Genomic DNA, 14,686 nt, shown 5'->3' on the forward strand with positions numbered 1-14,686 from the left:
GATCGTCTAGGGTGGTGGGGTGCCTTCGTTTCAAGCGCGCCTGAAAATCACCGGCCTGCGGCCCGGCAATCCGCCCGAGGCGGTCATGGACGCCGCCGTCGAAGCGCTCGGAACCCGCCATCACGTCGAATCGCACCAGCTCCAAATCGCCGGAGGTGTGCCGCAGCTCAACCTGCGCTTCCTCGTGGAGGCGACCGAATACAGCGGCGAGAACCGCCACGCGGTGGAGTCGGCCGCGATGATGCGTGACGCCGTCGAACGCGTTGCCCTGACCGGAACGCTTACCGTACTTCGCCGCGCCCGCGGCCGCTGGCTGCCCGTGTGAGGTTGAGGTCAGGCGGGCGGTTCGTCCACGGGTGAGCGGTTGCCGCGCCGCCGGGTCGCGATTATTCCGACGGCGGCGCCCACCAGGAGCCCCAACGCCACCCCGATGAGTGAACTCGCCCAGAATGGCAGCCGGGTGGCCGAACCGGTGAAGTAGCCCAAACCCCCCAGCCAGCAGGCCCAGAGGATTGCTCCGAGCCCGGCGCAGAGGCTGAAGCCGCGCACTGACACGCTGGCGATACCGGCCGCCGCGGAGGTGGCCAGCCGGCCGCCCGGGATGAAACGCGCGCCGATGATGGTGCCGTAAGTGGTGGTGCGGCCGGCCTTCGCAATGGCCTCGTGGATGCCGCGGTGGACCCGGCGGCCCCAGCGCCAGCGGTCCAGGCTATGGCTGAGGCGGCGACGGAAGAGCTGGAAAACCACCATGTCGCCGATCCAGGAAGCCACGGCGGCCAGCAGGAGCACAAGGAAGATGTTGGCCCGACCGTCCGCTGAGAGCGCGCCGCCGGTAATGACCACCATCTCGGACGGCACCAGCGGAAAGATTGCATCGCCGAGGACCAAGGGGATGATCCAGAAATAGATCGCCGCGCCCCAGCTGTCTGCGCTGCCGAAGTCCATGGCGCCAAGCTATCAGGCGCGGGCGCGTGCTGCTTCGTTCAATTCCAGCCGGCTGCGGTACTCCACGGGTTTGCCCGAGATCGGGTCCACGAAACGGATGCCGCGGGCCAGGAGCTGGAGCGGTCTGGAGTAGTCGTCCGGGGCTTTGTCCAGGAGTTCCGGGTAGAACGCGTCGTTGACGATGCCCAGTCCCAGTGATGCCATGTGCACCCGCAGCTGGTGGGTCTTTCCGGTGTGCGGCTCCAGCCGGTACCTGCCGAGGCGGACCGCGGGATGCGCTGCGGAACCGGCGGCTGAAACGTCCGCCGGGGTGCCGGCGTCGAACGTTTCGAGCTGTTCGATCCTGGTTTCCGCGTTGGGCTCGCCGTCCACCACCTCGGCCAGGAGGTAGCTGCGGGACTTGGTCATACGGTTACGGACCACAACGGGAAACTCGACGGCGGGGTGCCCCGGCGCGGGCTCGGCGGCGGACACGCACTCGTACTCCTTCTGGACCTGGCGCTTCTCGAAGAGCACCTGGTATTTGCCCCGTGTCTGCGGGTTGGTGGAGAACAGGAGGACGCCGGCGGTCATGCGGTCCAGCCGGTGCATGGGGATCAGATCCGGCAGGTCGAGCTGGTTCCGCAGCCGGACCAGCGCCGATTCCTGGATGTAGGTGCCGCCGGGCGTGGTGGGCAGGAAATGCGGCTTGTCTGCGACCAGGAGGTGCTCGTCCTGGTGCAGTATCTTGATCTCCACCGGTATCCGGGTTTCCGGCGGGAGCGTGCGGTAGTACCAGATAAACGTGTGGTCCTGGAGCCTGGTGGTCCGATCCAGTGGAACGCCGCCTTCACCCACGATTTCGCCGGCGTCGAAACGGTCCTCGATGCCTTGTGGATCGATGTGGCCCCACCGGTGCATCATGTAGTCCATGGCCGTATCCCACGGACCGTCTTCCGGCAGGCGGAGGCGGGTGGCATTGACGCCGTCGCGCACGGGGAGGGGTGACTGCATCACCGGTCCAGTCTACCCGGGGGGGCCCGGGCGCGGATCGGCAGCGTGACGCTGGGACAGATGTGAACGTCCGCACCCCGGGGACTCCGAACAGAAAAAAGTTATTGACAAAAAAAGTTGTCGGTGGGCATTGTTAACCCATGTTGGACATCGCGGTGATCGAGGATCCGGCCGCCGCAGAGGCGTCGCTGGACCCTATTCGGACCAGGATCCTGCGCGAACTGGGGGAGCCGGGCTCGGCCACGCAGCTCGCCGCCAAAACCGGCCTGCCCCGGCAGAAGGTCAACTACCACCTCAAGGCCCTCGAACGGCACGGCCTGGTGGAGCTGGTGGAGGAGCGGCGCAAGGGAAACGTCACGGAGCGGGTGCTGCAGGCGACGGCTGCGTCGTACCTGATCTCGCCCCAGGCGCTGGCCCAGGTGTCGCCGGATCCGCACCGGTTTTCGGACCGTTTCTCCGCTTTCTGGCTGCTGGCGCTCGCCGGCCGGATGGTGCAGGAGACAGGCAAGCTGATCGCTGGCGCGGCTGCGGCAAAGCAGGAGCTGGCGACGTTTGCGATCGACGGCGAAATCACTTTCCGCACCGCCGCCGACCGGGCCGCTTTTGCCGAGGAACTCGGTGTGGCGGTTACGCAACTGGTGGACAAGTACCACAATCACGGCGGCTCGAGCGCATCCAAGGGGCGGCGCCACCGGCTGGTGGTCGCACTGCACCCGGTCCTGAAAGCGACGGGCCCTCAAGGCACCCGACCAGAACCCCAAGGCAACCGCCCACAAGACAGGCAAGGAACAGGACAATGACTGACAACCGCAGCTTCGAAATCGTTCATGACACCGAACTTCCCGCCACGCCGGAACGGGTGTGGGAGGCGGTAACCGGCGGAACCCCGGCCTGGATGTTCCCCACGGACCAGTGGCCGGATGTGAAGACCGTCCAGGAATACCCCACCCACCTGGTCTCGCGGATGGAGGGCCCGGACGGCTGGTTCAACCAGCTGGAGCACGTGCTCGAACCGCTGGAGGACAACCGCGCCCGCCTGCACTACGTCCACAGCGGCGTCTTTGCGGACAATTGGGATGAACAGTACGACGGCGCGTCCCGCCACACCGAGTTCTACCTCCACACGCTGGGGCAGTACCTGGCGCATTTTGATGGCCGTCCCGTGGTGTTCACCGACATCCAGGGACCTGCCGCATCGCAGTCGCCGGAGGGTTTCGAGCGGCTCCGCAGGGCGCTGGGCGTTGAGTCGGCGCGGCAGGGTTCACCGGTGGACGTGGAGCTCGACGGTGTGGGCCGACTTTCGGGTGAAGTGGACTTTTCCAACCAGCACTTTCTGGGCATCCGCACCAAGGATGCGATGTACAGGTTCTTCGGCCGCAATGCCTGGGGCGCTCCGGTGGGCATGACGGTGCATGATTTCAGCGGTTCCGGCGATTCGACCGCGACTGCAAGAGCATGGGGCGGTTTCCTCGGACAGGTCTACGCGTAACCTCTGCCCGGAGGCACGAGAAAGGGGCGGCTGCGGGGCGATTCCGTGGCAAGGTGGTGTGGTGACCCGCAGACTCGTCCAGCTTCTCATCGGCCTTGCCCTGTACGGGGTGTCCCTGGCGATGCTGATCCGCGCCGGGCTCGGCCTGGACCCGTGGGACGTCTTTCATCAGGGCGTGGCCAACCGAACCGTGCTCAGTATCGGCACCGTGGTGATCATCACGAGTTTCGTGGTGCTGCTGCTGTGGATCCCGCTGCGGCAGCGGCCGGGGATCGGTACCCTGTGCAACGCGGTCCTGGTGGGTCTCTTCGCGGACCTGGGCCTGGCGGTGATTCCGGATGTCACGCACGTTGCCGGCCAGTTCGCCATGATGGCCGGCGCCGTCCTGCTCAACGGCGTCGCGTCCGCCTGCTATATCGGCGCCCGCCTGGGCCCCGGACCCCGCGACGGACTCATGACCGGCCTCGCACACCGCACCGGCCGGTCGATTCGGCTCTGCCGGACGCTGATCGAGGTTGCCGTCTTGGCCATCGGATGGCTCCTGGGCGGTTCGGTGGGCGTGGGCACAGTGGTGTACGCGCTCGCCATCGGCCCCCTGGTCCAGTTGCTTCTGCCACGGTTCATGGTGCCGGACACGGCGGCGCCTTCGGCCCGTCCGGCCAGTGCGGAACCTACGACGGCGGCACGCTAGTTCCGCCGGTAGGCCACCAGGTGTGCGGGTCCGGACGGTCAGCCTGGGACGGGCTGGCACCGCGGACAAAAGTAGATGTCGCGTTCCTCGTCTCCGTTGGGTTTCCCCAGCAGCCCGCGGCGGATGGGTGTCCCGCACTTCAGGCAGGCCCGGTGTTCGCGGCCGTATACCCAGTAGCCGGGCCGGCCGGCCATTCGGCCAACAGGCATCCCGCGGGCGTTGAGCACGGTGACGCGCCGGCCCGGCCCAAGATTCACTTCCAGAAGCTGCTTGGCGTCCGTCATGATGGTCCGCAGATCCGCAACGTCGGAGACCGGAACGGCCGGATGAACCCCTGACAGGAAGCACGCCTCGCACCGGTAGATGTTGCCGATGCCGGCCAGGTTCCGCTGGTCGAGCAGCGCTACGCCCACGGGAATGTCCGGGGCAGCGCGGATCCGGCGTTCAGCCTCATCGATATCCCAATTTGGTCCCAGCAGGTCCGGGCCCAGGAATCCGACCACTGCGTCCTCCTGGTCGGTAGCCACCACTTCCAGCAGGCCCAGGGAAAATCCGACGGCGTCCGCAGCCTCCGTCCGCAGCACGCACCGGGCCGTGTGGCCGGGTTTCCGCCACCGGCCGCCCGGCGGATAGACCTGCCAGGTCCCTTCCATCTTCAGGTGGGAGTGGATGGTGAGCCGCTTGCCGTCCGGGCCCGCGACGCGCATGAGCAGGTGCTTCCCGCGGGGCACCACCTCCGCCACGGTCCAGCCGGCCAGGTTCAACGTTGCGAACCGCGGCACCCGGAAGTCCGAGGCCAGGAGCGTCTGCCCGGCCAGGGCTTCGTGCAGCTGCCGGGCCGCACGCCAGACGGAATCGCCCTCAGGCACGGATCCTCAGCCCCTTCGGCGTGGAGTAGGCTCCGGCGGCGGTGAGCGCGGTAGCGACGGGGGTGTCCAGGATCCCGTGGCCGTTGACCTTCTCCATGATCAGCTTGTCCACTGCGCCCCGGGTCACGACTCCGGCAAGAGCCGACGCCGCGGCGGCCAGGACGGCGTCGTCATCGCTGAAGGCCAGGAGGGTCTTGCCGCCGCGTTCCACGTACAGCACCAGGGCACCGTCCACCAGGACCACCAGGGCCCCTGCCTTCCGTCCGGGCCGGTGCCCGCTGCCGGCGTCATCGTGCGACGCAGGCCAGGGAAGCGCGGCGCCGTAAGGGTTGGCGGGGTCCGTTGCGGCCAGCGCCAGCGCAACCGGTTCCGCCTTGGCCAGCTGGGTGTCTTCAGAATAGGAACGCAACCGGTCCACGGTGGCGGGCACGGCGAACTGTGCAGCCCCCAGATGTTCGATGAAGTAGCCGCGGCGGCACCGCCCGGCCTCCTCGAGCCGTGCTAGGACCTTGTACATCAGGCCGAAACCGCCCAGGATTTGCTCTGCCATAACGGAGCCCCGGGTGACCACGCCATAGCGGTCCAGCAGCAGTTCCGCCGTGCCGCGCGCATGGAGCGTGGCGTCCAGTTCCGGCTGCGGCAGCGCTGACCAGCGGCCGGCAGCCATCGGCGGCACGGCGCCCGCGCCGCCCAGCCGGGAGGAGCCCAGCCCTGAAGAACCCGCCCCGGAACCACCGCCCAGCCCCGGGGACCCGAACAGCCCTGAGCCGTGCGAACGGCCCAGCCTGCTGAGCCGCGGCGCCCTGGCCCGCGGCGCACGGGCCACCTGCCGGTGCGCCGTGTGCCCGCCGGCGATCAGTGCCCGGACCGGCGCAAACGTATCGCCGGTGATCCGGCCGGCCCACGCAAGATCCCACAGTGCGGAGACGACTTCCTGGTCGCCCAGCACCGCGTCCATCCCGCCAGCGACGTCGGTCAGCTGGCGGAAAAAGTACCCGCCGCCGTTGCCCCGCAGGTGGTCCAGGATCCGCTGCTGGGTGTCGCCGGGTTCGTACTCGGGTGACGGGTTCAGGGTCAGTTCGGCGGAATCCGCGAGGTGAAGGCTGATCCAGCCGTCGTTCCCGGGCAGCGGGCCGGCGCCCGCCCACAGCACCTCGCCGGCCGCCATGAGCTCATCGAGCATGGCGGGTTGGTAATTGGAGACGCGGCTTGCCAGTACCAGCGGCTCCCATGCGGACGCCGGGATGGGCACGCCGGAGAGCTGGTCGATGGCGGTGACGATCCCGTCCAGCCCCCGCAGCGACGGCTGCCCGCGCCCGCCTCCGGGCGTCCGGACGTGTTGCCAGGCGGGCAGGAACCGGCCGTACGCTGCGGCATCCACCGGCTCCACTTCGGCACGGAGCGCGGCAAGCGAACGACGCCGGAGCTTCCGCAGGACGTCCGCATCGCACCATTCGCTACCGACTGGGTGGGTTATTGGCTGCGGTGCTGCTTCCTGGGGGCCAGCTTCCCGTGATTCAGCGTCAGGGAGTGCGCTTTCGGGCGGCGTGACATGGGGGCGGAACTCGCCCTCCACCACGCGGCCGTCCGCCGCGAGGCGTTTGAGCGCAGTTTCGACGACGGCCACGCCCAGTCCCAGCCGGTCCGCTGCTTCCGTGGCCGTGAAGGGTCCGTGCGTCCGGGCGTAACGGGATACAAGGTCGCCCAGGGGATCGGCCACCGGCTCGATGAACGCCAGCGGAACACCCATGGGCAGCGGCACGCCGATGGCATCCCGCAGCCTGGCGGCATCCTCCACCGCGGCGAACCGCTCCACCCCGCCGATCGTCACCCGGATGGCCCGGTTGGCGCGCTGTAGCGCCACCAGGTGTGCGGTGGCCTCGGCCGCTGAGGCGCTCGGGGCGCTCGGAACGGCAGGTTCAACCGCCGCGCCGTCAGGAGCGGAGTCAACCGCTTCGACCTCGGCGACCTCCGCCACTTCCGGTCCGGCAGGTCCCTGCAGCCGCTCCGCCGTTTCTTCCGGCGTCAGCGGTCCCAGCAGCCGCAGCAGGTCCGCCACCCCTTCCATGCCCCGGGCCCGGCGGTCCGGAACCAGCCGCTGCAGCTCGCGTTCGGTCGCCTCGATGACCTTCTCGTCCAGCAGCTCCCGCAGCTCCACCCGGCCCAGCAGCTCATTAAGCAGCGTCGAGTCCAGGGCCAGGGCGGCGGCACGGCGCTCGGCGAGCGGGGAGTCGCCCTCATAAAGGAACTGCGCCACGTACCCGAACAGCAGGGACTTAGCGAACGGCGATGGCTGCTGCGTGGTGGTCTCCAGGATCCGTAGCTCCCGGCGCTCCACCGACGCCGCGATGTCCTTCAGAGCCGGGAGGTCGTACACGTCCTGCAGGCATTCGCGCACAGTCTCCAGCACGATCGGGAACGTGGGGTATTTACGCGCCACATCCAGCAGCTGCGCGGACCGCTGGCGCTGCTGCCACAGGGGCTGCCGCTTTCCCGGGGTCTGCCGGGGCAGCAGCAGTGCCCGGGCGGCGCATTCGCGGAACCGGGAGGCGAACAGCGCGCTGCCGCCCACCTCCGCCGTGACGATTTGCTCCAGCTCCTCGGGGTCGAACAGGAACAGCTCCGCGCCGGGCGGTTCGTCCTCCATCATGGGAACGCGCAGCACGATACCGTCGTCCGCGGCCATGGCCGAGCCGTCCAGCCCGTACCGCTGGTGCAGCCGCTGCCCCACCGCCAGGGCCCACGGTGCATGAACAGGCATGCCGAACGGGCTGTGCAGGATCACGCGCCAGTCGCCCAGCTCGTCATGGAACCGCTCCACCACCAGCGTGGTGTCGCTGGGCACCACCTCGGTGGCCTGTTTCTGCTCGGTGAGGTACTGAAGAAGGTTGTTCGCGGCGAAGTCGTCCAGCCCGCTGGCCTTGCAGCGTTCGGCGGCCGGGCCGGCGTCGGATGCTGAAAGTTCCCGGACGAACGCGCCCAGGGCACGCCCCAGGTCCACCGGACGGCCCAGCGAATCGCCCTTCCAGAACGGCAGCTTGCCGGGTTGGCCAAAGGCGGGGGAGACCAGGACGCGGTCGTGCGTGATGTCCTCGATCTTCCAACTGGTGGCGCCCAGGGCAAACACATCGCCCACGCGGGATTCGTAGACCATCTCCTCGTCCAGCTCGCCCACGCGCCGCCCGCCCTTGGCCGCGCGCGCGGGCTTACCGTCCTCCGCAGGGGTGCCAGAGCCCTCCACTTCGGTGCCGATGATGTACACCCCAAAGAGGCCGCGGTCCGGGATGGTCCCGCCGGAGGTGACGGCCAGCCGCTGCGCGCCGGGCCGGCCCTCGATGGTGCCTGCGTTGCGGTCCCAGATGATCCTGGGCCGGAGTTCGGCGAATTCGTCGGACGGGTACCGCCCCGCCAGCAGATCCAGCGTGGCCTCGAACGCGGACCGGGGGAGCGAGGCGAACGGGGCCGAGCGGCGCACCGTGCTGAACCATTCCTCCACGTCGATACTGCCCAGCGCGGTGGCAGCCACGGTCTGCTGGGCCAGGATGTCCAGGGGGTTGGCCGGGATGCTGAGCCGCTCGATCTTCCCGTCCAGCATCCGCTCCACGGTGATGGCAGTGTGCACCAGGTCCGCGCGGTGCTTGGGGAACAGCACGCCCTGCGACACTTCGCCCACCTGGTGGCCGGCACGCCCGACCCGCTGCAGTCCGCTGGCCACCGACGGCGGCGATTCCACCTGCACCACCAGGTCCACCGCGCCCATGTCGATGCCCAGCTCCAGGGACGAGGTGGCCACCACGCAACGCAGCCGCCCGGACTTGAGGTCATCCTCGATGAGCGCGCGCTGGTCCTTGGACACCGAACCGTGGTGGGCGCGGGCCAGCACCGGGTCCGCCCCGGCGGAGCTTCCGGCCTGGGCCATCATGTGCGCGGGCGTCGCGGTTGAGGCAGGAACGCCCGACGGCGGCGCCTCCGGCGGCGCGTCCCCCCAGGCCGCGGCCGTCCCCGGCGCAGCTGCATCAGCCCCGAGCGCAGGGGCGTCCCAGCCGCCGCCCGCGGCCACGAGCTGGCGTTCGGCGTAGATCTCGTTCAGCCGCGCGGTGAGCCGTTCGGACAGCCGGCGGGAGTTGGCGAAGACAATGGTGGACTGGTTGGCCAGGACCAGGTCCACGATCTTCTCCTCCACATGCGGCCAGATGGACGCCTGCGGCTGCAGTCCGGAGGCCGGACCGGAATCGAACGCACCCGCCGCGCCCTGCAGGTCCGTCATGTCCTCCACCGGCACGGACACCGTCAGGTCCCAGTTCTTCCGGGCCGGCGGCGCCACGATTTCCACCGGGGCGGACCCGGCCAGGAACTGCGCCACCAGGTCCCGGGGCTCCACGGTGGCCGAGAGTCCGATCCGTTGCGCCGGCTTGGGCAGCAGCGCGTCCAGCCGTTCGAGCGACACGGCAAGGTGCGCGCCGCGCTTGGTGCCGGCCACGGCGTGGACTTCGTCGATGATCACGGTGTCCACTTCGGTGAGGGTGTCCCGTGCCCGCGAGGTGAGCATGAGGAACAGCGACTCGGGCGTGGTGATCAGAATGTCCGGCGGGTTGCTCAACAGCGCCCGCCGGTCCGCCGTCGTGGTGTCCCCGGACCGCACCCCGACGCTGATGAGCGGTGCCGGCAGGTCCAACCGCTTGGCCGTCTGGGTGATGCCGATCAGCGGGGCGCGGAGGTTCCGTTCCACGTCCACGCCCAGGGCCTTCAGCGGGGAGATGTAAAGGACGCGGGTCTTCCGCTTGGGCGCACGGGTGCGTTTGCCTTTCGGCGCTTCCGCCGGGACGGGTGCGGGCGGAGCGGAGCTGATCAGCCGGTCCAGCGCCCACAGGAACGCGGCCAGCGTCTTGCCCGATCCCGTGGGGGCAACCACCAGGGCATGCGAGCCGGAGGAGATGGCGTTCCACGCCCCCGCCTGGGCGGGCGTAGGCTCATGGAACGCGCCCAGGAACCACTCCCTGGTGGGGCGGCTGAACTGACCCATGGGAGCTTCAGCGCCGGGAGCGGGCGGCTGTTCCGGGTTCATGCCTCCATCATGCCCCACCCCGCTGACAGGATCCGTGGGGCCCGCGACGCCGGCGTCCCGTAGCCGCAGCCGTCAACCCTTGTCGGCCCTTGGCAGGTTCCGGGTGGCGGGTCCTTCGAGGAGCGTGCCGTCGCTGCTGAAGCGGGAGCCATGCAGCGGGCAGTCCCAAGTTTTTTCGCTGTCGTTCCAGTGCACGATCCCGCCCAGGTGCGTGCACACGGCGGAGAGCTTGCAGGTGGTCCCGTCAACGGTGGAGACGGCCACGGGACGTCCGGTGCCGCCGTCGACCGTTCCCGTCCCCTCGGCAGGGACAGCCGGTGCTGCCGCTGCGGGCGTATCCTTGCGCAGCTTCCGGCCGGCGACCTTGCCCCAGTCGGTGGCCAGCCGGGCGGCCACGCCCGCGTTCAGGCCCACGGCGGATAGCGCCCCGGACGGCGAGGTGATCCGGTGGTGGATGGTGTCGGCCCAGGGGACCTGGCCGCCCAGGATGTCGGCCGAGATTCCCAGGGCCGCGGCCACGGCGTTGGTCATGCCCCACTTGTTGTAGCCCGTGCCGAAGTACACATGGCCCCGGCCGCGGGGGAGCTTGCCGAAGAAGGGCATGAGGTTGGTGGGCTGGTAGTCCTGCGCCGACCAGGTGTGCGTGGGTACCGCCCCGGGATAGTGCTGGCCGGCCCACGCGAGGAGGCCCTCCAGGTGCGCCTTTTCGGACGGTGTCCGGCCCACCGGATGCCCATGCCCGCCCACCAAAAGGAGGCGCCCGGCGTCGGACTCGTAGTCCCGGAGCGAATGGGTGGGCTGCTCCACGGAGATGTACATCCCGGGAGGCGGCTCCTGGCCCTCGGCCAGCTGCAGTGCAGCGGCGTAGGAGCGGTGCGGTTTCAGCTTGGCGAAGTACAGGCCGCGGTCCAGCACGGGGGTGCCGGTGGCGAGCACCACCTGGTCCGCGGTGACGCTGCCCTTGTCCGTCTCCACCGTGCAGGGCCTGTCGCCCGTGACATCCCGCAGCCGGACGCCCGTGGCGATCGACCCGCCGCGGCTGCGGAGGTCCGACAGTAGCGCATCCAGGACCTCCACGGGGTGGATCTGCGCCTGTGCTGCCAGGCGTGCGGCGCCGTGGACCGGGAAGGGGAGGCCGGCGTCACGCACGTACTCGACGTCCAGGCCTGCGGTGGTTGCTGCGCTGACTTCTTCGCGGAGCTTCTCCGTGGCAGCGGGCGTGGTGGCGTAGGTGTAGGCGTCGCGGCGCTGGAACGGAACGTTCTGCTCCTCCAGGTACCGCAGCAGCCACGCCTGGCCTTCGCGGTTGGCATCCACGTAGGCCTGGACTTGGTGCCGGGGGTACTGCCGCGCCAGCTGCGCCAGGACCGTGCCCTGCAGCAGGGTCACCTTGGCCGTGGTGTTTCCGGTGGTGACCGCGCCGGGATGCCTCGCTTCCACCACCAGCACGTCCTGCCCCGACCGCGCCAGCAGGAGCGCTGCGACCAGGCCGGTGAGGCCGGCTCCGGCCACCACGGTGTGGTAGCGGGACCCCGGCTTGAACGGATCGGAAACGAATCTATCGGGACGGTCCAACCAAAGAGATGTCATGTCAGCTGCCTGTCTCCGTGGTGAAGGCCCTGGCCGGGGCCGGTTTTGTAATGGGTCCGTTATGGATCCATCCTTATCCGCGCGGGACTTACTAAGTATACTTATGGTGTCCGGGTTTAAGTCTATGGCCAGGCCCAGCCCGGCGGGCATCTTGTGTACGTTTCGACAGACACTAGGAGAAGTCATGACCAGCATCAGCCCGGACGGCCGCACCGCAGGCCGGACCACCATCCAAAAAACAGCGCTCGCCGTGGGGGCGGTTTTCCTCCTGGTGGGCGTCCTGGGGTTCATCCCGGGAATTACCACGAACTACAGCGCACTCGGTTTCGCCGGGCACGGCTCTGAAGCCCTGCTGCTGGGCATTTTCCAGGTTTCCGTGCTGCATAACATCGTCCACTTGCTCTTCGGTGCTGCCGGTATAGCCATGGCCCGCACTGCCGCCCAGTCCCGGAACTACCTGGTGGTGGGCGGCGCCATCTACCTGGTCCTGTGGATCTACGGGCTGTTGATCGGGCAGGACACCGCCGCCAACTTTGTCCCCGTCAACACCGCCGACAACTGGCTGCACTTCGTCCTGGGGGTCACCATGGTCGGACTGGGCCTTGCCCTGTCCCGAGGCACGGCCCACACCCGCCGCACCACCACGGCACACTAAGCCACGGCACACTAAGGCAGGCGCAACAGCAAGGGCGGCCCGGCAATTGCCGGGCCGCCCTTGCTGTTGGGGTGTCCCTGTGCGGTAAGCGGGTGGTGCGGGCAAACGCTGGAGCTGCGTGTCAGCTCGGCTGGAATGCCCCTACGCTCAGGAGCGTGATGTCGGCGTTGGTGCAGGCCGTGGTGGGCTTTGCCAGGAACAGGGAAGCCTTGTCCTCCGGCGGGTAGATTCGATAGCCGGCGGCGTCCGCCACCTTGCATTCCATGTAGTTCTTGGCCTGCGTGTAGCGGAGCACCGCGGTGCCGCTCTTGCCCGGGGCCAGGACCACGTCCACGGCGGGCGCGGTGTTGTCCCGGGTGGCAGGCGCGCCGATGGGGGCGCCGGTGGCGTTGGCCACGAGGGACACTCCGGGGTAGCCGCGCAGCAGGCAGGGTTCGCTGCCCTTGTTGGTGAGCATCAGTTTCATGTACACGCTGCCGGCCGCGCCGCCGCCGGTGGCGTCCGTAGCGGCGGAGAGTCCGGCAGCCTTGCACAGGGCAGGCGAACCGGCAGCGGACGACGACGGAGCCGTCGTTGCGTCCGGAGTGGCGCTGCCGCTGGGGCTGGCTGGGTCCGTGGCGGTTGGGGCGGGACTGGCCGAGTCGGTGCCCGGGCTGGTGGTGGGCTGCTGCTGCGGCTGGCTGGGGCCGCACCCGGCCAGCACCAAAGCCGCCGCTGCAGCCGCGGTCGCCATGACTAAACGGGATGAATTTCGCTGAGACCTCATGCCACCACCTTTGCGTCAGCCCTTGCCCGCGTCAACGATGCCGCGTGGCGGAGGCCCATTTGATGGCCGGATCGTGATGAACCGGGCCCGCCCGGACCTCCGCCAGCGGTCAGCAATCCCGGTTACTTATCCGCAGGGCGGTTTCGGGTGCGCAGCAGCGCCGCACCGCCCAGCGCGAGCCCGCCCGCGCCTGCGGCGAGACCCGCCCAGCTGCGCGCGGACGCGCCGCTGTCCGCCGCCGTCGTCCGCTGCTCTTCCGGTGCCGCCCCGTGCCCAACGGAAGAGTCCCCGCCGTGCGCTCCGGAAGACTCTGCAGCCGTCAGCGTGAAGGCCGGCGCCGGAGCGTTGAGCGAGTGGGGATCCTCGCCGTCCCTGGCGATCTGCGCCCAGTCGGTCTGGCCTGTTTCGCAGGTCTGCAGCGTCGGGAAATACAGTGTGGCGCCGGCCTTCTCCGGGAGTTTGACGGACAGCACCAACGCGTCGCGGAGCTCGTGCGGCAGCGGCACCTTGGCCGTGTAGACGATCCGGCTGGTGCGCTGCGTAATGGAGGATCCGTCCGGGAGCCTGCGCGGTTCGGCCAGCTTTTCGGTCACCTTTTCGACGGTCCAGTTGGGGTTGACGGTGGGCTGGGCGTCGTTCAGCTCCTGCGGCAGCGTGATGGCCACCTTGGTGGTGCCGGCTTCCTCGCAGCCGTGCGGGATGCCGAACGTGAGCAGGGCATATTGGCCGGCGTCGGTGGTGTCCGGCGTGACGCCGACGTGCGCCGACGCGCCGCCGGCCATGGACAGGAGGAGTGCCGCGGCGCCTCCCGTGGCAGCGGTGGCGGTGACGAAACGGCGGATTGAAGGGGTGTGCATGGTTGCCTTTCGGGCGCGCGCCATTGCCAGGCGCGCAAGAAAATGGGTGGTCCCGGGCCGGCTGGAGCGGCGCGGGCTAAACGGAAAGCACGGCGGCGGAAGGCGGGCCGCGCCGGCTGTCCTGCCGAAGGTTCCGCCAGGGTCGCAGGGGCGCCGGGGCGGAGGGAGCGGCTCCGGGAGCCATGGGGACAGCGTGTACGACGGCGGCCCGGGGCAGTTCCGTGAGCGGCTTCAGCCAAGCGGCGAGGTGCCAGAGGGCGTTCTCGCCTTGGGCGAGCAGGAGGGCGCAGCCGAAGGTGGCAAGGGCATGGGCCGCCAGCATGAACGGTGCTGCGGCGGGATCGGCCGGGCTCACGTGGGTGGCCACGTGCCCGGCGGCGTGGGCCAGGACCTCGAGCGGAGCTGCATCGTGGGCGTGAGCGCCTGCGATGCGGCCCGCTGCAGGCGACACCGCGGGTGACACCGCGGGCGCGCTGCCGGCCGTGCTGAGGAGCGTCAGCGCTTCGTGGAGTGCCAGCTGCCCGCCGCCCAGGAGGGCCGTGATCGCAGGCAGGCCCAGGCGCAGCCGGGTGGCGGCCGTGCACACCAGGACGGTCAGGGCCAGCAGTGCCAGCACGGTGCCGGGAGCGGGGAGCGACCCGCCGGCCGCCAGGTGCGCCCCGGCTGCGAGCGTGAGTGTGCCGGTGGCCAGTGCCGCGGCGCGGAACGCATGGAAGGGAATCCGCGGCGGCTTGCGCACGGCTGCTCCTTCCACGGGGCGTTTGGG

The 14,686-nt window shown here is 69.5% G+C and carries 13 protein-coding genes; 5 read left to right on the forward strand and 8 right to left on the reverse strand.

Annotated features, from left to right (window positions below; genetic code table 11):
- Positions 1-19 precede the first annotated feature (19 nt).
- Positions 20-325, forward strand: coding sequence for a hypothetical protein (locus ACIQC0_RS05340; RefSeq protein WP_400533137.1), 306 nt, complete (start codon positions 20-22; stop codon positions 323-325).
- An 8-nt stretch (positions 326-333) separates the two neighbouring features.
- On the opposite strand, the gene ACIQC0_RS05345 is transcribed toward ACIQC0_RS05340, so the two are convergent.
- Positions 334-945, reverse strand: coding sequence for a DedA family protein (locus ACIQC0_RS05345; RefSeq protein ID WP_400533139.1), 612 nt, complete (start codon positions 943-945; stop codon positions 334-336).
- Between the two features lie 12 nt (positions 946-957).
- Positions 958-1,938, reverse strand: coding sequence for an RluA family pseudouridine synthase (locus ACIQC0_RS05350; protein WP_400533289.1), 981 nt, complete (start codon positions 1,936-1,938; stop codon positions 958-960).
- A 140-nt stretch (positions 1,939-2,078) separates the two neighbouring features.
- On the opposite strand from ACIQC0_RS05350, the gene ACIQC0_RS05355 reads away from it, so the two are divergent.
- From ACIQC0_RS05355 to ACIQC0_RS05365, 3 genes are read left to right on the forward strand one after another with little or no spacing between them, the layout of a single operon-like run.
- Positions 2,079-2,738 carry a helix-turn-helix domain-containing protein gene (locus ACIQC0_RS05355; protein WP_400533141.1) on the forward strand — a complete coding sequence of 220 codons (660 nt, stop codon included), beginning with the start codon at positions 2,079-2,081 and terminating at the stop codon, positions 2,736-2,738.
- A complete protein-coding gene (locus tag ACIQC0_RS05360) occupies positions 2,735-3,427 on the forward strand; it encodes an SRPBCC domain-containing protein (RefSeq protein ID WP_400533143.1) in 693 nt (230 codons plus the stop codon). Before ACIQC0_RS05355 ends, ACIQC0_RS05360 begins: the two co-directional genes overlap by 4 nt.
- Positions 3,428-3,485: 58 nt before the next feature.
- Positions 3,486-4,118 carry a YitT family protein gene (locus ACIQC0_RS05365; protein ID WP_400533145.1) on the forward strand — a complete coding sequence of 211 codons (633 nt, stop codon included), beginning with the start codon at positions 3,486-3,488 and terminating at the stop codon, positions 4,116-4,118.
- A gap of 38 nt (positions 4,119-4,156) precedes the next feature.
- Here the strand turns inward: ACIQC0_RS05365 and ACIQC0_RS05370 are convergent, their stop codons facing one another.
- The 3 genes from ACIQC0_RS05370 to ACIQC0_RS05380 form a co-directional block, all read right to left on the reverse strand.
- Positions 4,157-4,987 (reverse strand): Fpg/Nei family DNA glycosylase, encoded by an 831-nt coding sequence (locus ACIQC0_RS05370; RefSeq protein WP_400533147.1) that lies wholly within the window; start codon positions 4,985-4,987, stop codon positions 4,157-4,159.
- Entirely contained in the window at positions 4,980-10,052 is a 5,073-nt protein-coding gene (locus tag ACIQC0_RS05375; RefSeq protein ID WP_400533149.1) for a DNA glycosylase AlkZ-like family protein, read from the reverse strand. Before ACIQC0_RS05375 ends, ACIQC0_RS05370 begins: the two co-directional genes overlap by 8 nt.
- Positions 10,053-10,124: 72 nt before the next feature.
- Entirely contained in the window at positions 10,125-11,642 is a 1,518-nt protein-coding gene (locus ACIQC0_RS05380; RefSeq protein ID WP_400533151.1) for an FAD-dependent oxidoreductase, read from the reverse strand.
- 184 nt (positions 11,643-11,826) lie between these two features.
- Here ACIQC0_RS05380 and ACIQC0_RS05385 point away from each other — a divergent pair, with 184 nt between their 5' ends.
- On the forward strand, positions 11,827-12,297 hold the full coding sequence (locus tag ACIQC0_RS05385) for a DUF4383 domain-containing protein (RefSeq protein WP_400533153.1): 471 nt from the start codon (positions 11,827-11,829) through the stop codon (positions 12,295-12,297).
- A 121-nt stretch (positions 12,298-12,418) separates the two neighbouring features.
- On the opposite strand, the gene ACIQC0_RS05390 is transcribed toward ACIQC0_RS05385, so the two are convergent.
- From ACIQC0_RS05390 to ACIQC0_RS05400, 3 genes are all read right to left on the reverse strand, one after another.
- Entirely contained in the window at positions 12,419-13,030 is a 612-nt protein-coding gene (locus tag ACIQC0_RS05390) for a DUF4232 domain-containing protein (RefSeq protein WP_400533155.1), read from the reverse strand.
- Positions 13,031-13,185: 155 nt separating this feature from the next.
- Positions 13,186-13,920 carry a YcnI family protein gene (locus ACIQC0_RS05395; protein ID WP_400533157.1) on the reverse strand — a complete coding sequence of 245 codons (735 nt, stop codon included), beginning with the start codon at positions 13,918-13,920 and terminating at the stop codon, positions 13,186-13,188.
- A gap of 76 nt (positions 13,921-13,996) precedes the next feature.
- The gene (locus tag ACIQC0_RS05400; protein WP_400533159.1) at positions 13,997-14,659 is read right to left on the reverse strand and encodes a hypothetical protein; all 663 of its coding nucleotides are present in this window, start codon (positions 14,657-14,659) and stop codon (positions 13,997-13,999) included.
- Positions 14,660-14,686: the final 27 nt, after the last annotated feature.

The organism is Pseudarthrobacter sp. NPDC092419 (assembly GCF_044755045.1).
Lineage (GTDB): Bacteria > Actinomycetota > Actinomycetes > Actinomycetales > Micrococcaceae > Arthrobacter.